At 64.5% G+C, this 19,885-nt stretch carries 17 protein-coding genes; 10 read left to right on the top strand and 7 right to left on the bottom strand.

The window, feature by feature from the left end; all coding sequences use genetic code 11:
• From I2487_RS14150 to I2487_RS14125, 6 genes are all read left to right on the top strand, one after another.
• A partial coding sequence (locus I2487_RS14150) for a C40 family peptidase (protein ID WP_207173070.1) occupies window positions 1-450 on the top strand: 450 nt, incomplete at its 5' end.
• Window positions 451-694: 244 nt separating this feature from the next.
• Complete coding sequence (locus tag I2487_RS14145; protein ID WP_207172714.1) at window positions 695-2,422, top strand: gamma-glutamyltransferase; 1,728 nt, start codon at window positions 695-697, stop codon at window positions 2,420-2,422.
• A 174-nt stretch (window positions 2,423-2,596) separates the two neighbouring features.
• Window positions 2,597-3,277, top strand: a complete 681-nt coding sequence (locus I2487_RS14140; protein WP_207172715.1) for a response regulator — start codon at window positions 2,597-2,599, stop codon at window positions 3,275-3,277.
• Window positions 3,274-4,413: an ATP-binding protein gene (locus tag I2487_RS14135; RefSeq protein ID WP_207172717.1), complete on the top strand. Its 1,140-nt coding sequence runs from the start codon at window positions 3,274-3,276 to the stop codon at window positions 4,411-4,413. Before I2487_RS14140 ends, I2487_RS14135 begins: the two co-directional genes overlap by 4 nt.
• Window positions 4,414-4,521: 108 nt before the next feature.
• Entirely contained in the window at window positions 4,522-5,613 is a 1,092-nt protein-coding gene (locus tag I2487_RS14130) for a DUF418 domain-containing protein (protein ID WP_207172719.1), read from the top strand.
• A gap of 185 nt (window positions 5,614-5,798) precedes the next feature.
• Window positions 5,799-6,443 (top strand): DUF305 domain-containing protein, encoded by a 645-nt coding sequence (locus tag I2487_RS14125; RefSeq protein ID WP_207172721.1) that lies wholly within the window; start codon window positions 5,799-5,801, stop codon window positions 6,441-6,443.
• 81 nt (window positions 6,444-6,524) lie between these two features.
• Here the strand turns inward: I2487_RS14125 and I2487_RS14120 are convergent, their stop codons facing one another.
• Complete coding sequence (locus tag I2487_RS14120; protein ID WP_207172723.1) at window positions 6,525-7,403, bottom strand: F510_1955 family glycosylhydrolase; 879 nt, start codon at window positions 7,401-7,403, stop codon at window positions 6,525-6,527.
• Window positions 7,404-7,604: 201 nt separating this feature from the next.
• Between I2487_RS14120 and I2487_RS14115 the strand changes: the two genes are divergently transcribed.
• A complete protein-coding gene (locus tag I2487_RS14115; protein WP_058887749.1) occupies window positions 7,605-7,931 on the top strand; it encodes a heavy-metal-associated domain-containing protein in 327 nt (108 codons plus the stop codon).
• Between the two features lie 139 nt (window positions 7,932-8,070).
• Window positions 8,071-10,248: a copper-translocating P-type ATPase gene (locus tag I2487_RS14110; RefSeq protein ID WP_207172725.1), complete on the top strand. Its 2,178-nt coding sequence runs from the start codon at window positions 8,071-8,073 to the stop codon at window positions 10,246-10,248.
• A 198-nt stretch (window positions 10,249-10,446) separates the two neighbouring features.
• Here the strand turns inward: I2487_RS14110 and I2487_RS14105 are convergent, their stop codons facing one another.
• The 4 genes from I2487_RS14105 to I2487_RS14090 form a co-directional block, all read right to left on the bottom strand.
• On the bottom strand, window positions 10,447-10,854 hold the full coding sequence (locus I2487_RS14105) for a four-helix bundle copper-binding protein (RefSeq protein WP_207172727.1): 408 nt from the start codon (window positions 10,852-10,854) through the stop codon (window positions 10,447-10,449).
• Window positions 10,855-11,606: 752 nt separating this feature from the next.
• Window positions 11,607-12,971 carry an APC family permease gene (locus tag I2487_RS14100; protein WP_058889629.1) on the bottom strand — a complete coding sequence of 455 codons (1,365 nt, stop codon included), beginning with the start codon at window positions 12,969-12,971 and terminating at the stop codon, window positions 11,607-11,609.
• A gap of 37 nt (window positions 12,972-13,008) precedes the next feature.
• Window positions 13,009-14,493, bottom strand: coding sequence for a multicopper oxidase family protein (locus I2487_RS14095; protein ID WP_106124050.1), 1,485 nt, complete (start codon window positions 14,491-14,493; stop codon window positions 13,009-13,011).
• Complete coding sequence (locus I2487_RS14090; RefSeq protein ID WP_106124049.1) at window positions 14,490-14,762, bottom strand: SHOCT domain-containing protein; 273 nt, start codon at window positions 14,760-14,762, stop codon at window positions 14,490-14,492. Before I2487_RS14090 ends, I2487_RS14095 begins: the two co-directional genes overlap by 4 nt.
• A gap of 456 nt (window positions 14,763-15,218) precedes the next feature.
• On the opposite strand from I2487_RS14090, the gene I2487_RS14085 reads away from it, so the two are divergent.
• Window positions 15,219-16,394 (top strand): heparan-alpha-glucosaminide N-acetyltransferase domain-containing protein, encoded by a 1,176-nt coding sequence (locus I2487_RS14085; protein WP_232301831.1) that lies wholly within the window; start codon window positions 15,219-15,221, stop codon window positions 16,392-16,394.
• Window positions 16,395-16,486: 92 nt separating this feature from the next.
• On the opposite strand, the gene I2487_RS14080 is transcribed toward I2487_RS14085, so the two are convergent.
• Both I2487_RS14080 and I2487_RS14075 read right to left on the bottom strand, forming a co-directional pair.
• Entirely contained in the window at window positions 16,487-17,623 is a 1,137-nt protein-coding gene (locus I2487_RS14080; protein WP_255546451.1) for a sensor histidine kinase, read from the bottom strand.
• Window positions 17,620-18,342, bottom strand: a complete 723-nt coding sequence (locus tag I2487_RS14075) for a response regulator (RefSeq protein WP_058889634.1) — start codon at window positions 18,340-18,342, stop codon at window positions 17,620-17,622. Before I2487_RS14075 ends, I2487_RS14080 begins: the two co-directional genes overlap by 4 nt.
• A gap of 333 nt (window positions 18,343-18,675) precedes the next feature.
• On the opposite strand from I2487_RS14075, the gene I2487_RS14070 reads away from it, so the two are divergent.
• Window positions 18,676-19,845, top strand: a complete 1,170-nt coding sequence (locus I2487_RS14070; protein ID WP_255546449.1) for an IS30 family transposase — start codon at window positions 18,676-18,678, stop codon at window positions 19,843-19,845.
• The last annotated feature ends 40 nt before the right edge of the window (window positions 19,846-19,885 follow it).

Here is a 19,885-nt window from a genome sequence, read left to right as displayed (position 1 = left end):
ACCTGGCAGGCTCAGAGCAGCAGCGGCCAGCAGACTTCGCAGGGCAACACTCAGGTCGCCTCCAGCGCGCCTTCCCAGGAAGAGTCTCCCGCCTCCAACAGCGGTGGCAACGGCTCAATCGTGGGCGCAGCCTATGCAGGTCTTGGGAACCCCTACGTTCTTGGTGGCACGTCACCTTCTTCAGGTTGGGACTGCTCTGGTTTCATTAACTGGGCGTACAACCAAGCCGGCCTCTCCCTGCCTCGCACGACCTACGGCATGATGGCCTCGATGCGTCAGGTTTCCTCGCCTTCCCCGGGCGACATCGTCATCCAGAACGGCGGCAGCCATGCCGGCATCTACGTCGGCAACGGCCAGATCATCGGCGCCAACAACCCCCGCGTCGGGACCATCCAGTACCCGCTGGACTCCCCGTACTGGACCAACACGATGTACCTCAGCGTCAACTGACGTTTCTACCGCTTCAACAGGGCCGCAAACCTCGCTCGCGAGGGCGAATCTCACAGTCCTAGGTGAGATAGTCGCCGGGATATCCAGAACGCCTTGTCCGGTTGTGCATGATCCCGATTGCAATGTCGCTTGATCGTCAATTTCTCAGGAAATCAACGCTGAGGGCAGCCCCCCGTGCCTATACCAGGTGAAGTCAGTTTCCTCCATGAAATAGAAGCCGACGCCTTACTGAGGGAGACCAAACATGCAGCCCAAGAACCACCAGACGCCCCGCGGTGTCGCGGGCTGCACCGTGCGCCGTCGGATCCTTCAGAGCACCGCGCTGCTGGCCACCTGGGGAATGCTCGCCGCCTGCGCCACTGACGAAGTACCCCCTCCACCAGCTTCTGAACCAGCAGAACCGACCGGCACCCCTGAACCAGTAGACGGTGCCCTCGACCAGCAGGGGGTCAGTGCCGGGCATCCGCTCGCCGTCGAGGCCGGCGAACAGGTCCTCTCCGATGGTGGCAACTCGATCGATGCTGCCATCGCCGCGGCCTTCGCGATGTCGGTGGTCGAGCCCTTCGCCTCGGGGCTCGGCGGCGGCGGCTCAGTCGTCATCGCCGGACAGAACGGCGAACCGCTGTTCTACGACTACCGCGAGATGGTGGGCGTGGACGGAGAGATCCCCGAGACCGGCATCGGAGCACCAGGCTTCGTCGCCGGCATGGGACGCCTGCACCAGGAGCACGGAAGCCTGGAATGGGATCGGCTGATCCAGCCCGCACAGCAGCTCGCGTCCGAGGGCTTCGAGGTCTATGACTTCCTGGCCAGCCGGATGACCGAGGACCTCGGCCCGGAGGCCATCGACGGGGTCGAACCCTTCGAGGTCGACGGCGAGCCCCTGGCCAGCGGAGAACAGCTGGTCCAGACCGAGCTCGCCAGCACGCTGGAGACCCTGGCCGCGGAAGGCTGGGAGTCCTTCTACACCGGCAGCCTCGCCGAGCAGCTGACCCAGGTCGAGGGCATCGACGCCGAGACCCTCGCGGAGTACGAGGTCACCGCGTCCGAGCCGGTCTCCGGAGAGTTCGGCGACTACGAGGTGCTCGCCGCCGCGCCCGCGCTGCCCGGCCCGGCCCTGGTGCAGCTGCTCCAGATCGCCGAGTCCCAGGGCATCGCGGAGCTGGAACCCGGCTCCGCGGAGTACATCCAGACCCTCTCTGAGGCCTGGCTGGTCGCGGAGGAGACCGTGCTCACCGAGATCGGCGACCCCGCCTTCGTGGAGGTCCCCGTGGAGGAGATCACCGACGCGGAGTCCAACGCCGCGATCGAGATCTCCACGCAGTCCGCGCCGCAGGATCCCGACGCAGGCTCCGCCCAGGGCTCCGCGGAGCAGCAGCCCGCACCAGCTGAGGGTGATGCCCCGCGGGACGCCAACACCACGCACATCTCGGTGATCGACGACGAGGGCATCATGGTCTCGATGACCAACACCCTGACCAACTTCTGGGGCGCAGGCGAGGTCAGCGCAGGATTCTTCCTGAACAACCAGCTCAGCCGTTTCGAGGCCGTGGACTCCCCGGCGAACCAGCCCGAGGCCGGCCGCAAGTCCGTGACCTGGTCGATGCCCACCATCGTGCTCGATGATCAGCAGCGCCCGGTGCTGGGAATCGGCACCCCCGGCGGTCACCAGATCCTGAACATCATGGGCACCGTGCTCACCCAGTGGGGGCTGCAGGACGCGCCGCTGCAGGAGGCCGTAGACGGGCTGCGCTTCCGCCTCATCGCGGAGGACGAGCTCCTGGTCCTCGACGATGAGCCCGACGACGAGACCCGGGAGGCGCTCGAGGACCTCGGCTGGGAGCTGCAGGTCTGGCCCGACGAGTGGGGCGGCTTCGGTTCGGTCCAGGCGCTCGAGGTCGACTACGAGACCGGTGAGGTCACCGGCGCCGACGATGATCGGCGCGTGGGCAGCCACACCGTGATCGACTGATCTAGGACGGGCTGGCTGGATGGATGGAGCAACCCACGCTCGCCCAGTGATCACAGCAGATGGTCCCCGGGGAGTCGAGCGGCAGTTAGACCCATGGGGCGCGTACCGCATAGGAGGAAAACCATCGGGGGCCAGGTCCTAGATCCCAGCGCATGGCAGAGAGCGTGGAGGCTCATGAAGGTTTTGGTGGTCGATGACGAGGCGCCGCTGGTCCATCTGATCGAGCAGTACCTCATCCGCGAGGGGTTCAGCGTCGAGGCGACCGGAGACGGAGCCAAGGCGGTGGACCTCGTGCGCGAACAGAATCCAGAAGTGGTGATCCTTGACCTGGGTCTACCTGGTATGGACGGCGTGGAGGCCTGCCGACGCATCCGCACCTTCTCGGACTGCTACATCATCATGCTCACCGCACGCGCCGAAGAAGTCGATCGACTCATCGGTCTCTCCGTGGGGGCCGATGACTATGTGACAAAGCCCTTCAGTCCCAGAGAGCTGGTGCTGCGGGTGAAGGCGATGCTTCGCCGGCCTCGAACCGATGGTGGTGGCGCGCAGTTCCTTGAGGTGGGGAGTCTTCGTGTGGACCTGGCGGGGCGCGAGATCCAGCTTCGAGACGCACCGGTTGATCTGACCCGCACGGAGTTCGAATTGCTGGCCGCGCTGGCCTCTCAACCCGGCGTCGCCCTCTCCCGGCGGGAGCTGATCAGCAAGGTCTGGGGCGATGACTGGTTCGGTGACCGCAACGTTGTCGACGTCCACGTCGGACACCTGCGCCGAAAGCTCGGCGATGACGCGAATTCACCTGAATTCATCCACACCGTTCGTGGGGTTGGCTACAAGATGGGGGCTCCACGGTGAAACGGCGACTGGCGGGTTCTGGCCTCGGAACACGGATCTTTGGGGCGCTGATCGTGGTGCTCTGTGTCGCCACGGTCACAGCCTGGCTCGTTGCCCTGGTCATCGGGCCGAGGCTTTTCCATGACCACATGCTCATGGTCAGTCCCGCCGAGCCGGATTCCGACGTCGTGGCACACGCCGAGGAGGCCTTCGACTCCGCCTGGCAGACATCTTTGATGGTGGCTCTGCTGGCAGCTCTCGCGACGTCCATCTTCGTCACCGTTTTTATGGTCCGCAGGTTGGTCCACCCGATCCACCAGATGCGAGCCGCAGTCACGAAGGTCGCCGAGGGTGATTTCACCACCCGGGTGCCCGAAGGAGGCATCGGTGTCGAGTTTGCTCAGCTGATGAGCGCCTTCAACACGATGGCCGACGAACTGGACCAGACCGAGCGCACCCGCACACGCCTGCTCGCGGATCTGGCACATGAGCTGCGCACCCCGGTCGCCACATTGGACGGGTACCTAGAGGCGATCCAGGATGGTGTGGCCAGTGCCGACACCGAGACGTTGGTGATGCTTCGAGGCCAGACCGACAGACTGACCCGCCTGGCCGAGGACATCTCCCTGGTCAGCGCCGCCGAAGAGCGACGTCTGAGCATGCACCCCGCGCCCACCCGGATCGGGAGCCTTCTCACCGCCGCACAGTCCCAGACTCGCAGCCGCTATGAGACCCACGGCGTGGAACTGCACGTGAGCGCCAGCGAAGACGCCCAGAACGTTGTGCTGCGCATCGACGCCGACCGCATGGGGCAGGTGCTGACCAATCTTCTCGACAATGCTCTGCAACACACTGACCCGGGTGACACCGTGACGCTCTGCGCAGAAGCCACTGACGTCTCGCTGACGCTGAAAGTTCAGGACTCGGGCCACGGGATCGCGACAGAACACCTACCGCATATCTTCGAGCGTTTCTACCGGGTCGATACCGCCCGAGATCGCACCCATGGCGGCTCCGGCATCGGATTGGCAATCGTGCACTCAATCGCCGCCGCCCACTCCGGGAAGGTCCGAGTCCACAGCGACGGGCCGGGCAAGGGCACCGTCTTCACCGTGGACCTGCCACGCCACACCACTGACACGGTGAAGGTTCAATGAAGGAACACCTGTGGGCCGTCGTCTCTGGAAAGACGCTGGCTAATATGAATGGTTGCGCGCGAACCGGCAGGCGCAGTTCGGAGCAATCCAACCCAGTGGAGGAGCAGAGTGTCGACTGAGGGAACCGTCTCCTTCGAAGGAGCGCCCAGGACGGGTCGACACCGTATGCTCGCCCTGGACGCCGCGCGCGGACTGGCAGTGATCGGCATGATCGCCATCAACACCGGCCCCCGCGGCGACGACAGCCCCCTGGAACTGTTCTACCGCGTCCCCTATGGTCGGGCGTCCTTGTTGTTCGTCCTGCTCGGCGGGATCGGGCTGTCCCTGATGACTCGACGATCCCGGCTACAGCAGGCCCCGCTGCCCTGGGCCGGGCTGCTCTGGCGCTGCGCGCTGTTGATGCTGGGAGGCCTGGCGCTGCAGTCCCTGGATCACGGGGTCTCCGTCATCCTGCAGATCTACGCGCTGCTGATCCTCTTCTCCCTGCCGCTGCTTCGAGCATCTGGACGTAGCCTGCTTGTGGTGTCCGGACTGAGCGCCGTCGCCGGCCCGCCCCTATGGATCCTCGTCCAGGCCCAGACCGACGGAGGCTTCGATCGAGATCCCATCTCGGCCACAGACCAGATCGGGGAGATCCTCACCGGTATCGTGATCACCGGGCCATACCCGCTGATCGTCTGGGCCGCTCCCTTCGTCTTCGGACTCTGGCTGGGCCGCCAGAAACTCACCGAGACCAGGCTCAGCACCCGCCTGATCCTTTGGGGCGCAGCCGCCGCAGTGGGGGCCCGACTGTTGTCACCCGTCTTAGTGGCCATGTTCGGGGAACCCACTAGCCATCTTGACTGGCAGAGGTTGTTCAGCGCGGTAGCGCATTCGCAGATGCCGTTGTGGCTGATCAGCGGCACCGGCTCCGCGGTCTTCGCGCTCGGCGTGTGCCTCAAGATCCACGCATGGACACGGCCCGGGGTCGCCCCACTGATTTTCCTTGGCCAGCTCGCTTTGACGGCCTATATCGGGCATCTGTTGATCCTGGCCCTCATTGTGCGGCCCGGTCCGGACACCCTGGCCCAGGGCGTGCTCGCCACCGCCTCAACGGTCGCGGCGTTGGCGCTCTTCGCCTGGCTCTGGCGCCAGCGTTTCAGCCGCGGCCCTTTCGAAGCGCTGCTCCGGGCGCCGAACCCACGCCGCACCACACGCTGACCGGGCATCACTGTCGGACTGGGCACCGCTGCGGTGAGAGTCATCGGCAGTTCGCATCTCGCGGTGAAGAAGGCGCCTGATTTCGATGAAGATTCCCTGAAGACCCGGCGTCACAGGCATCAGCGCGAACACACCGGTGTTGACTCAGGCATCACCGACAATCCGCCTGACCGAGGAGCAACCCCATGACGACGAAGACCCTAACCGCAAGCATCGGAGCTTTCGCCCTCGCCGCCACCCTCGCCGGGTGTGGCTCATCAGAAGAACCCAGTGAGTCCGCACCGGAGACGACCCAGAGCACCGAGGAAGTCTCAGCGCAGTACAACGACGCAGACGTGGACTACGTCTCAGGCATGGCGATGCACCACCAGCAGGCTGTAGAGATGTCCGACATCCTGCTCGAGAAGGACGACGTCGACCAAGAGGTCACCACTCTGGCCGAAGACATCCGCGAGGCCCAGGGCCCTGAGATCGAGCAGATGGAAGCCTGGCTGGACGCCTGGGGCGAAACGGGCACCAGTGATGGCGACATGGAAGGCATGGACCACGGTGACGGCGACATGGAAGACATGGACTCGATGGAGGGCATGTCGGACATGGAAGGCATGATGAGCGAGGACGACCTCAGCGAGCTCGAGAACGCCACCGGCACTGAAGCATCCAGACTGTTCCTGGAGCAGATGATCGCCCACCACGAAGGTGCGGTGTCCTCCGCCGAAGCTCACCTGGAGAACGGGGAGAACCCCGAGGCCCTGGAGCTCTCGGAGACCATCATCTCTGACCAGCAAGCCGAGATCGACGAGATGGAGACCATGCTCGAAGATCTCTGAGCAACCGAGAAATAGAGGGCACTGCCGGGATGCAGTTGCATCCCGGCAGTGCCCTCTTCTTTGGGTTATCCTCGGCTCGGGTTAGGCCAGTTGTTCGACCGTGTTCCCGCCGTCCACGGTGCGCAGCACAGTGGAGTCCACCACGAGCAGTGCTTCCACTGACCCGTCTTCGGTGAGGCCGGCGCCGAGGGCGACGACCTCGCCCACCGGCTCCTCACTGGCGGTCCAGCTCTGCCCGGCGTCGCGACTGGTCACCAACCGTCCATCGATTCCTGACCCGACGATCGTGGTCTCATCGGCCCACGCCACACGTGACATCAGCTGCGGAGTCTCTAAGGTCTCCCATGTGGTCCCGTCACTGGAGAGCAGCACCCCTGCTTCGGTGGCGGCGATGATGGCCCCCGTGCCCGGTGCGGTGGCCAAAGCGACAGGGGGTGCGGGAATGGACAGCGTCTCCCAGTTCTCACCATCTGTGCTGACGCGCAGCTCTCCGTCGAAGCCGACGATACGATCAGCGCCAGCGGTCAGGGCGTGGAAGTCTGATTCCCCGCCTCGAGAGAGCACACTCCAGCTCTCCCCCTGATCGGTGGATTCGATCAGCCCGACAGGTTCGGGCAGGTCTGATCCAGCTCCTGGGTGGCCTGAAGCCAGGTAGCGACCGCCTGGGGCGAGTGTGAAACCCATTAGATCAACAGTGGGACCCACCGAGACCATGTCACCCTCTAGGACGCGGAACAGACCGAAGTGGGTAGCTAGCACTACTACTCCATCGGAGGGATCACGCGCGATGCCGTGGACATGACCGACCGCAGCGCCGGCCTCAGAGTCTGCACCGTTCTGGGGTCCTGCGCCGGCGTCGGTTCCTTCCGAGGAATCAGGTCCGGCGCAGGCTGTGACAGCGCCTGCCCCAAGCAGGCCGAGTCCTCCTGTGAGCAGGAGCCTTCGGGTCAAGGTCGTCATACAGCCTTTCCTGTGCATACCGCGGATTTGCCGAGCAGATCGACCCCCAATTCTACCGGCGGTCCCGCCGGTGACAGGCCCGGGTTGCCTGAAGATTCAATGAAGCTGAGTACGCGAACCTCCTGTTGCGGTATACCCCTAGGGGGTATATATATGGGGTAAGAGAACCCGTGCCGTACGATTCGATTCAAGGAGACTGAGATGACTACCGAATCCCGCCCGACCCTGCCACTGGCCTCCACCGGCTGCAGCTGCTGCGCCCCGTCCACCACTGACGACCGAGAAGTTTCAGCCCCTCCCACTGCGGAGCTCTCGACCAGGACCGTCTCCTACGCAGTGGAAGGCATGACCTGCGGACACTGTGTCGGCACGGTCATCGAAGCCATCAAGGCGCTGGAAGGAGTCGAAGATGTGCGCATCGATCTGCAGGCCGGCGGTGTTTCTACTGCAACCGTGACCGGTTCACCGACCTCTGCGGCCGTGCGCATTGCGATCGAGGATGCTGGTTACTCCCTGGCCAGGTCCTGAGCACCGAGTCCTGGGCGCTGAATTCTGGGCGCTGAGTTCTGAGCCCTCATCGGGCCATCCCGCACTAAATCTCCCGCAGCCCCTTGACCTCCTGACTCTCCCAGGATCCTGATTCCCCGGGCTCAGTGGAAGGAACACTATGAGCATCTCGCACCACCACGGCGACCATGTTGCCGCCGAGACCCACGGACAGACCATGCCCGACGATCACGCCCATTCGGCCCTGGACGAGGACCATCAGAAACACAGTCACGGAGAACATGCCGGGCACTCCACGGCGATGTTCAAGAACAAGTTCTGGGTCTCCCTGGTGCTCTCGATCCCGGTGGTCATCTTCAGCCCCATGGTGGGACACCTGCTCGGCTATGACCTCCCCGAGTTCCCCGGCGCTACCTGGATTGCCCCAGTTCTGGGCACCGTGATCTTCTTCTACGGCGGGACCCCCTTCCTCAAGGGCGGGCTCACTGAGGTGAAGTCCCGCCGACCGGGCATGATGCTGCTCATCGCCATGGCCATCACCGTGGCGTTCATCGCGTCCTGGGTCACCACCCTGGGAATCGGGGACTTCAACCTCGACTTCTGGTGGGAACTGGCCCTGTTGGTGGTCATCATGTTGCTGGGGCACTGGATGGAGATGCGCGCTCTGGGCGCAGCCTCCTCCGCCCTGGACGCTTTGGCTGAACTTCTGCCCGATGAGGCAGAAAAAATTGTCGATGGCGAGACCACCACCGTTTCCATCGCTGAATTGGCCGTCGATGACATCGTGTTGGTTCGTTCTGGAGCGCGGGTTCCAGCCGATGGGACGATCACCGAGGGTGCGGCCGCATTCGACGAGTCCATGATCACCGGAGAGTCCCAGGCGGTCTCCCGCGAGGTCGGCGACACCGTGGTCGCGGGCACGGTAGCCACCGACAGCGCTGTGCGAGTCCGAGTCGGGGCCGTCGGAGAAGACACCACTCTGGCTGGTATCCAGCGGATGGTCGCCGATGCCCAGGAGTCCTCCTCCCGGGCCCAGGCTTTAGCAGACCGCGCCGCCGCCCTGTTGTTCTGGTTCGCACTGGCCGCAGGGATCCTCACTGCCATTGCCTGGACCCTGCTCGGCAGCCCCGACGATGCGGTGGTGCGCACGGTCACCGTGTTGGTCATCGCCTGCCCCCACGCCCTGGGGCTCGCCATCCCGCTGGTCACCGCCATCTCCACCGAACGTGCAGCCCGCTCCGGAGTGTTGATCAAAGACCGGTTGGCGCTGGAGCGGATGCGCACCATCGACGTCGTGCTCTTCGACAAGACCGGAACACTCACCGAGGGCGCTCATGCCGTGACCGGCACCATCCCAGCTACCGGGACCAGCGAGGGGCGCCTGTTGGCCTATGCCGCAGCGGCGGAGGCCGACAGCGAGCACCCGGTGGCTCGAGCCATCGTCACCGCCGCCGAGGATCATGCCGAGGCCGCAGAATTGGGTCTGCGTGGGACCGAATTTCGCTCCACCTCTGGCCGCGGTGTGATGGCCACCGTCGACGGTACGGAGATCACCGTCGGCGGACCCAATATGCTCCGGGAGCAGAACGTGTCCATCCCATCTGAGGTCGCTGAGCACACCAAGGCCTGGGCCGACCGTGGTGCTGGCGTCCTCCATGTCCTGGCCGACGGTGAGGTCATCGGGGCACTGGCACTGGAGGACAAGGTCAGGCCCGAATCTCGGGCCGCAGTGGCGGCTCTGCAGGCACGTGGGGTGAAAGTCGCCATGATCACCGGGGACGCGAACCAGGTCGCCCAAGCGGTAGGTGCTGAGCTGGGCATCGATGAAGTCTTCGCCGAGGTCATGCCCCAGGACAAGGACACCAAGGTCGCCCAGCTGCAGGAACGCGGCAACACCGTGGCCATGGTCGGAGACGGTGTCAACGACGCCCCCGCCCTGGCCCGAGCTGAGGTTGGCATCGCCATCGGCGCCGGCACCGATGTAGCCATGGAATCCGCCGGAGTCGTCCTTGCCAGCAACGACCCTCGAGCGGTGCTCTCCATGATCGAGCTCTCCCGGGCCAGCTACACCAAGATGATCCAGAACCTCGTATGGGCCGCCGGCTACAACGTCGTCGCAGTTCCCCTGGCCGCAGGGGTCCTCGCACCCATCGGGTTCGTGCTCTCCCCCGCCGTTGGTGCGGTGCTGATGTCGGTGTCGACCATTGTGGTGGCGCTCAACGCCCAGCTCCTGCGACGCATCGACCTCAACCCTGCACACCTGGCCGCCACCGAGGCGCGTAACGAAAGCGCCCCGGATCCACGCCCGCGCGCAGCGGTCTCCGCCTCCGCTTCCTGAGGTCGACCATCACCCAGTCTCCTCAGCTGGAGATCCGGCACGGAGAGGCTGGGACATCTTTACCGCTACCGACAGCATTTCTGGATATGGATGCTCCAAGGCGCCGTCTGTCAGATAGCGGGAGCGTGGGTGGGCGGCCGGTCAGAGGAAGAGCTTGTGCGTCTGGCCCGGGTCGGTCTGCCTCGATCCGCTGCGGGTCTACCCCAGTGCGCTGATGAGCTCGTCGCAGGCTGCCTCGCAGCGCCGGCAAGCTTCTGCGCACAAGCGGCAGTGCTCGTGCATCTCGGAGTGTTCCTCGCATTCCTGGGCACAGGCTCGGCATGCCTCTCGGCAGGCCTGCAACATCATACGGACCACGTCTTTGTTCTGCCCGGTGAGACGAGTCAGGATCCGACCAGTTGTCAGGCAAATATCGGCACAATCTTGGTCTGTGCTGATGCACGTCACCAAGTCACCAGCCATCGGTTCACTGAGACAAGCATCAGCGCACGCCGTGCAGGTCTGGGAACATTCAAAACACGCTGCAATACACGCCGCGAGCTTCTCCTGATCGATTCCGAGATCTCCCTTGGGATGAGCCTGAAGCATGGACCTCACGTGAGACATGATGTTCCTCTCGTCGCTGTGGGGCGCTTGCCATGAACCTCGGCCGGCACGGCGCCAGTGGATATGAGGCTACTGCTGCTACCCGCGTTTTTGAACCCGCGCAGGTCCTGCAAATGACATGGCCAACGACTGAACCAGCTCTCCCCGAGTGTCCGCACGTCTGTTCCGAGGAAGATCCACTCCGGGGTCGAGGACAAGGCGCCGACCGCGCAACGGTAACGGCCTACGCAGATGCCGGGTTAAGGATGTCCGTGGGGCGGGGCTCACCGTCCGCACAAGTCTCTGCAGTTGGGCCGAATGTCGGGTGTTACGTCCTGCCCAGGTCTTCCTGTGGTGCGCCGTAGAACCGACCCAGCGCGCTTGATCGGCTCACCCTGGGCGCCCATCACGACGAGCGCCCAGACAGTTTCAACCGGCATGCCCACTATCGCTGGCGAAGTGTTCGAGAATCTCGCGGTTTGAATCCCCTTGGACAGATAATCGGGTGGCGAGGTGCTGTGCTACATCATCCAGCGCTGATTGAAACAGCTCTCCGTCGAGCCGGGTTTCTTCGACGGGCGAATTTCGTGCGGTTGCGCTATTCAACTCGAGGTAGCCTTTCGTCCGGTCCCTGGAGAAGGTCCCGGACACTCGCTTTCAGTCTGGGACATGGGAGAGCTGGGGACTCGTGGTAGTCGGGAACTGGACGGCTTCTGTCTCTTCGGCGGTGGGGACTGAGCCTGCTTCGATATCCTCGATCAGCTAGCAGTCCGTCAACGCAGCTGTTCACTCTCCTGCTCGTCGTTGTCGGAGTCCTCCCTCCGACGTCGGACGATGACCCATTGGGCCAGGATGATGAGCGCCGCCACCACGGCTGTGACCACCAACGTGAACGGGTCCGAGGACCCCCTGAGGATCAGGAACGGCACGAGCACCGCGACGTCGAGCACGATGGCCACCCACGGGATCCAGACCTTCGCTTTCACCTCTTCCTTGAGATGGCGGAGGATGCCGTAGTGGATCGCAATGTCCATGCAGAGATAAAGGATGGCCCCCAGCGCGGCGATCTGGGAGAGGTCGAACAGCGCCGCCATCACGATCGCCAGCCCGGCGGTGATGAGCAACGACTGGTGTTCGCGCCTGCCGGGCAACCCCGGCACCTGGCCCATATCGCGGAGCATGTCGTAGAGCTTGGAGACTGCAAACAGGCTCGCGATCAGTCCCGATACGGTGGCCACCACTGCGACGACCACGGTGAGCCCCACGCCCCACGCCCCGAACAGTGGTTCTGCCGCTTCGGCCAGCGCGTAGTCGCGTGCCTCGATGATCTGCGGCACGCTGAGGCTGCCGGTGACGGCGACGGTGATGAGCAGGTAGAGCACTGTGCACAGTGAGATCGAGATGACGATCGACCGGCCGAGATTGCGCTTCGGGTCTTTCAGGTCACCGCCCTGATTGGTGATGGTGGTGAAGCCCTTGTAAGCCAGGATGCACAGGGTGACCCCGGCGAGGAAGCCCAACCACCCCTGATCCGGTGTTGCACTCTCTGGGGAGACCAGCCGTCCCAGGGAGGACACGCCTGCGGCGAACAGTCCCGCGATCGCCAGCACCGCAATGCCGATGATCTTGATTGCCGCGGTGACGGACGCGGAGCGTTCCACCCAGCGGTTGCCCACGACGTTTACCAGCGCCGCTCCCACTATGGCCAGGACTGCCAGGACTGGGACCCACAGCAAGGAGTCCTGCATCTCGAAGGGCCGCAACGCGTAGTTACCGAATGTACGGCCTAACAGGGACTGCGCCAGAACCATCGAGACATACATGAACAGTGAGAATGAACCAGCGATGACTCCAGGACCGTAGGCCGCCTTGAGTAGCATCGCGATCCCGCCCGAGGAGGGGTTCGCCATGGAATACCTGATGTAGGAGTAGGAGCTGAACCCCACGACGACGGCGCCGGCCAGGAAGGCCCAGGGGACCCAACCGCCGGCCAGCTCCGCCACCTGACCGATCAGCGCGAATATCCCCGCGCCGATCATCACCCCTGTTCCCAGGGCGACGGACCCCGTCAGGGACAGCTGCTGCCCGCCTTGCTGCTGCCTGTCCGTCTGGTGTTCGTGCGCCTCGTCGTGAGTCATGCTTCTCCTATGTGGTCCGGCGCGGTGTTCCGCGGTGTCAGCTGACCTCGATGGTGCCCATCATGCCGAGGTCCTCGTGGTCGAGGATGTGGCAGTGGTAGACGGTGCGGCCGCCGAAGTCCTCGAAGGCCACTCGGACCGTCACCTCCCCGAAGGCCGGGATGTTGACCACGTCCTGCCACCGCGGTCCGGAGACGTCGCGGGCATCTTCGCTCATGACCTGCATGGGCCACACGTGTAGGTGCATCGGGTGATCCATGGGACTGGAGTTGGTCAGGGTCCACTCCTCCACGGTGCCCACCTGGGCCCGCTGGTCAGTCCGCTCGGCGTCGAACTCGCGCCCGTCGATCGTGAAGGACATCATCCCCCCGGGACCGCCCATTCCTCCCATCCCACCCATCCCCATGTCCATGGCGAAGTCAATGGTGCGTCGGGCGCCGACCGGCTCATCGCGCAGGTCCCGCAGGGCCGTGCCCGCGGGCACGGGCCCGGGCTCCCCGGCCGGATCCCCGGTGACCTCGAGGATGAGCAGGTCGATCGGCTCGTCGTCGCCGGGGCCGTCTCCGGGTGTGTCCCCGCCCATCATGCCGCCCATGCTCCCGCGGTCCACCGGGGCGGTGCGAAGCGTGGAGGTCCCCTCGCGGGTGTCCACCAGCAGCTCCACGCGGTTGCCGGGGGCCAGCGTCACCTCGGTTATCTCCACCGGCTCGGGCATCCGACCGACATCTCGGCCCAGCACTCGTAGCCCCTGCCCGTCCAGGGTCAGGTGCAGATACCGGGAAGGGCAGGCGTTGACGACCCGCCACAGCTCCCGCTCCCCCGGTGCCGCGGCGGCCTCAGGACGGACCTGGCCGTTGACCAGCACGGTCTCACCCTCCCGGCCCATCATCCGCTGCGGCGGGGAGACCTCGGTGAGGTTGCCGGAGCCGTCCAAGGTGATGTCTGAGACGACCAGGACGCGCTCCCGGGCCACGGGGACAGGATCCGGATCCTCGACGACGATGGCCCCGTAGAGCCCTGCCGCGATCTGGTCGGCCACGTGCCCATGCCTGTGCGGGTGGTACCAGTAGGTGCCGGGAGCGTGGTCCTGTGGCAGGACGTACTCATAGTCGAAGGACTCACCAGGTTCGATGCTCACGAAGGGGTTGTCCCCGTTGCCCTCGGGGGACACGTGCAAACCGTGCACGTGCAGGTTCGTCGGGGCCTCCAGGCCGTTGGTCATCGCCACCCGGAGGGTGTCCCCGCCCCGGACCCGCAGGGTGGGTCCGGGCAGCGAGGAGTTGAAGGCCTGCACGCTCGCCTCACGCGCCCCGATCCGCACTCGGGTGGGGGCGGCCTCCAGGGCCAGGTCCAGGACCCCGTCCCGGCTGGTCAGCACCTCGGGCTGCAGCAGCGCCCTATCGCCGCCGAGGGTCTCACCGCCGCGGCTGCTGGTCCACCACAGCCCGCCCGCGCCCACGGCCGCGGCACCGGCCCCGACCGCACCCAGGGCCAGCAGCTGCCGTCGCGTCAGCGGGCTCACCGGTCACCATCCTCCAGGGTCCGCAATCGTTCGTTGTACTCCTCCGTGCTGATCTCCCCGCGCGCGTAGCGCTCCTCGAGGATCTGTCGGGACCGGCGCGGGAGCGCCCCCGTCGCCGGAGCGGAGCCACCCTGTCGGCTCCCGTCGGTGGAACCGCCGGTGAAGGCCTTCACAAGCACGACCACCAGCACCACCGTTCCCACGATCAGCAGGATCCAGAAGAGCCACATCCAGCCCATTCCCGCTCCCATTCCGGTGTCCCACATCATCACGGTCCTCCTTCGTCGATCGACTCATCGCCCTCTGCCGGACGCGGCACGCATGTGATGACACCGCGCGATGGGGGCGAGCAAATATCCTCTGACAGTTCTTGGAACATCCGCTCCATCTCGACCGAACTTTCTCGTGGCGACCTCCGGAGGCGGCCGCACTGTGAGCTCCCCTTTTTACTGCTTTGTGATGTCAGTCCTAATGGTGGCACCCTTTGCCGCTGACCCCTGGAGTCTTCATCAAATCTTGAGGATCCTGCGACCTGCGCTCTAAGTGCAGCAGACACTCTGGAACCAGTACCATCCCGGCACTCCGGGACCACAGCGACGACCATTGGGCGCAGGCTTCACGCTCCCTTACGGGACGGAAAGGAAGGGGCACAAGACATGAGTAGAACATCAGGAAGTGGAGCGGGGGCCACCGAGAATGCTTCTGTACGGTCTACGACCCGGTTGGTGGGCATCGATGCGGCACGCGGGCTGGCTCTGGTGGGGCTCATGGCCATCCATCTGTTGCCGGCGTGGAATGAGGAGACCGGGGAGGCCAGCTGGTCCTGGCGGCTGTTTTCCGGGGACTCGGCGGCGTTGTTCGCGCTGCTGGCCGGGGTGGGTCTTGCGCTGACTTCCGGCGGCCGGAACCCGCATCAGGGTAGGAGGATGGCAGCCGATCGGGTGGGGCTCGTCGTGCGGGCACTGCTGATCGCAGTCGTTGGTCTGTGGATCGGAACTCTGATGCCGCAAGACCCTCCGGCCTACAGCATCTTGGTCTACTACGGGATGTTCTTTCTTCTGGCGATCCCGTTCCTGCACATGGGCCCGAAGGCGCTCTTCGCCTCGGCGGCGGTGTTTGGGATCGTGTCCCCTGTGCTCATGCAGAATCTTGCTAGCGAACTGCCTGCGTGGAGCTCGTATAACCCCACGTTCATCGACATGGTGACCGAGCCCGGGGCGATCGCTTCTCAGCTGCTGCTCACCGGTACCTACCCGGCGCTGCCTTACATGGCGTATCTGCTGGTCGGTCTGGGGCTGGGTCGACTGAATCTGCGGGAGACCGCGTTGCAGGTCCGGGTGTTGGTCGTGGGAGTGGGGCTGACGATCTTCGCGTACTTCACGTCATCCATCCTGCTTTACGCCTTCGGTGGGTACCAGCGGCTGCTGAGTGCTTCCGGGATGAGTGAGTACGAGCTAGATCAGGTCCTGACCTGGGGCCCGGACTCGTTGCCGGCCTCGACCGGGTGGTGGTTGGCGATCACCACACCACACACCAACACTCCGTTGGCGATCATGGCCAGCCTCGGGGTGAGCCTGACCGTGCTGGGAGTGTTCCTACTGATTGCTCCCAAGGTCGGCAAATGGTTGTTGCCTCTCTCCGCGATGGGCGCGATGACCTTCACCCTGTACACCGCCCACCTGGTGGCCCTCTCGGCCGAGGTCCACTACAGCCAGCCCTACCTGTGGTTCCTGATCCACCTGGTCGCGGCAGCCCTATTTGCGGTGGTGTGGCAACGGTCGCTGGGGCAGGGGCCGTTGGAGAAGGTGGTCAGCACCAGCGCGAAGGGCACTCGACGGTTGGTGTCCGGAGCTGAAGGTCAATCTCGAAACGTCGCCGGTGGTCGGGGCAGCCAGACCTGAGCCCCCGCGTCTGCAACACGGAGGACACCCTGCTCCGGCACATGCGTCCCAGTGGCGGGGCGGCCCGTGAGACGCGTGAAGGGTGCCCCGATTTACTGCGGGGCTGGGGTGCGGGGAATCCGGATGTGGAAACTGGCTCCGTGACCGAGCCCGTCGCTGCTCGCCTCCAGGGTTCCGCCTTGGGCTTCGACCAGGGATTTGCTGATCGCCAGCCCCAGCCCTGAGCCTGCGCGGTGGGCTTCACGGCCAGTCTCGACGCGGTAGAAGCGCGCGAAGACATTCTGAAGGTTCTCAGGGCTGATGCCTTCCCCGGTGTCGGTGACGGTGATGGTGACCGCGTCTGGTGTGTTTTCGGTGTGCACGGTGATGGCACCTCCGGGCGGTGTGTGGCCCAAAGCGTTCTCCAGCAGATTGCCCAGCACCTGACCCATGCGTTCCGGATCCAACGGCACTGGTGTTGAAAGCGGGCCGGCGCTGCTGGCTGCCACCGTGATGTTCTTGTCCGCTGCGGCGGGCTCGATGGCCGCGACCGCCTGAGCGGCCAACGCACCCGGGTCCTGGAGGGTGAGCTGCAGCTTGGCCGTGGCCTCCTCGTCGGCGGTGAGCTGCCGGATATCACGAGCGAGGCGTTCCATGCGGGCGATCTGCGCGTTGAAGATCCCGATCGTCCGGGCATCCCACTCCACGACCCCGTCTTCGATCCCCTCCAGATGGCCCTTGAGGCTGGCCAAGGGGGTGCGCATCTCATGGGCCAGATCGGCCAATAGTTGACGCCGAGTGTTGTCTACGGCGGCGAGTCTGGTAGCCATGTCGTTGAAGGAAGTCGCTAGAGAGTCGAACTCCGGGCCCAGCTTCGTGGAGGTGACGTCGACCTCGTAGTTGCCAGCAGCGACTTCCTTGGCGGCGGTGCTGAAGGAGGACAGGGAACGGCCGATGGTGCGGTAGAGGTAGAAGCTGAGCAGCCCGGCGATGAACAAGGCTGGCAGCCCGCCGATGACCAGAGCGGTCAGAATCACCGAGCGGAAGGCATCTTCGAGGTGGACCAGCCCGGTGGCTTCATAGGCGTGACCGGCCTCGACAAGTTCGTGGTAGAACATGGAGGGCCCCACGAGCACAGCGGTGGCCACCACGATGATCAACCCGATCACCAGCACTGCGGTCTGGGCCAGCATCAGCCGGACCGTCAGCGGGCCCCATGACCACACGCGGTCGTTTTGAATGGAGCTCATCGGCCAGTGCCCATCCGGTACCCGACCCCACGGATGGTGTGGATGAACCTTGGGTCAGAGGCATCATCGCTGAGCTTCTTCCGGATGCGTCCGATGTGGACATCTACTAGATGATCCTCCCCGGTCCAAGCGGTGTCCCAGACCAGCTCGACCAGCTGAGCCCGGGATAACACCTGGTGCGGGTGAGTAGCTAGAGACACCAGCAGATCAAACTCGATCCGGGTCAGCGCCACCGGTTCGCCTCCCAGCTGCACTCTGCGGGCTGCCTCATCAACCACCAAGTCCTCGATCACGAGCTTCTGACCTGGAGCATCCGGCGCGGTGAGTGCTTCCGTGTCGTGGGTGCGGGCTCTGCGCAGCATGGCCTGGACCCGGGCGACGAGCTCCCGGGGGCTGAAGGGCTTGGTCACGTAGTCGTCAGCCCCTACCGAGAGCCCGATGATCTTGTCGATCTCATCATCCCGGGCGGTGAGCATCAGCACGTGGCAGTCCGAAATGGTGCGCACCTGCCGACACACCTCGATCCCGTCGATGCCGGGCAGTCCCAGATCTAACACCACCACGTCCGGGTCGAAGTCGCGCACCGCGGCGACCGCTTCGGTGCCGTCATGGCGCACCGCGACATCCAATCCTGCTTTGTGCAGATACCCCTCTATCAGCCGGGCCAGATCGACTTCGTCGTCGACCACGAGGATCCGACCGGTCTGTGCTGGGTTCATCGGTGCTCCTTGATCGAGGTGGGACCACGCGTTCGGCCTGGGACCTGACGCGGGCCGTGCCCGGACAACTCCGCCGTGGCTCTCACTTCCCAGCGATGGTAATTAGCATGGTCGCACCCGGGGGGTCGTCTAATCGGCAATCCTTCCAAGCTTCGTCAGCACTGCCCACTGGCTTCCCATATCCCGTTCACGACCCGCCACAACCACCGCTAGAACCCGCAGCATGTCTACATACCGTAAACCTGAACCGCTCAGGGTTAGCTTGTTCTCGTGCACACGTCGGCGCCCGTAAGCCGGTCCTTGGGTTCTTGCGGTGATTGCAACACTTAGTAGATGGGTGTTGATATGACGGGCTACTCGATCTTTGTGAGACCGGATCTTCTCCAGGTGTTCTGGACTGGGATGCAGGCCGGCGAATTCATCACTGACGCTGTTCTCCCGATCGATACAAGCAGAAGGACGGGACGCCGAGTGCTGCTCGACGCCGGTGGCGTCAGACCCCGACGAGGCCGTGATCTCAAAGGTCGATGTCTGACTTTCGCCCAGCGCGAGGAGATCGCCGTGCGGCGCGCTCAAGGCCACTCGCTGCGCCAGATCGCCGCGGTGATTGGGGTATCAGCCTCGACCGTGTCGAGGGAGCTGCGACGCAACACCCGTCCTGGCACTCAGTACCGGGCGACCTCAGCCCAGGTGCTGGCCTATCAGCGTGCCTCTCGACCCAAGCCTGCGAAGCTTCACACCAACCGCGTGTTGCGTGCCAGGGTGGAGGCTGACCTGAGGAAGAAGTACTCCCCCGAACAGATCAGTGGGCGACTACGACGTCAGTTCCCCGACCAATGGGAGATGCAGGTGTCCCCGGAGACCATTTATCAATCCCTCTACGTGCAATCGCGTGGTGCGCTGAAGCGGGACCTGGCAGCGTGTCTGCGCACCGGCAGGGCCGTTCGGAGACCGTGCAGGAAGGCCGGGCAGCGCAAGAACCGAGTCCCGGACATGATCAACATCTCCGAACGCCCCAAGGAGGTCGAGGACCGTGCTGCGCCTGGGGATTGGGAGGGCGATCTCATCATCGGGAAGGGCAACGGCTCCGCGATCGGGACCTTGGTGGAGCGCAGCACCAACTACACGATGCTCATCCATCTACCGGATGGGTATAAAGCCGAGCAGATGCGTGACGCGTTGACCGCGAAGATCAAGACTCTGCCTGAAGCGTTGCGGCATTCACTGACCTGGGACCAAGGCACCGAGATGCGCGACTGGAAGACCGTGAAGATCGATGCCGGGATTGAGATCTTCTTCTGCGATCCGCACTCGCCCTGGCAGCGTGGGATCAACGAGAACACGAATGGGCTCCTGAGGCAGTATTTCCCGAAGGGCACGGACCTCAGTATCCACAGCGAAGCGGACCTGGACTGGGTAGCCCAGGAACTCAATGATCGACCACGGAAAAGACTAGGTTTTCAGAAGCCGATCGAACTGATCGAAGACCTCCTGTTGCAATGACCGCCAGAATCCGCCCAACCTCTTCCCGGCCGAAGACTCC

This window comes from Nesterenkonia sp. E16_10, assembly GCF_017347085.1.
Classification (GTDB): Bacteria; Actinomycetota; Actinomycetes; order Actinomycetales; family Micrococcaceae; genus Nesterenkonia.
Note: the sequence above shows the minus strand (reverse complement) of the source record. Positions and strands in the feature narration are given on the sequence as shown.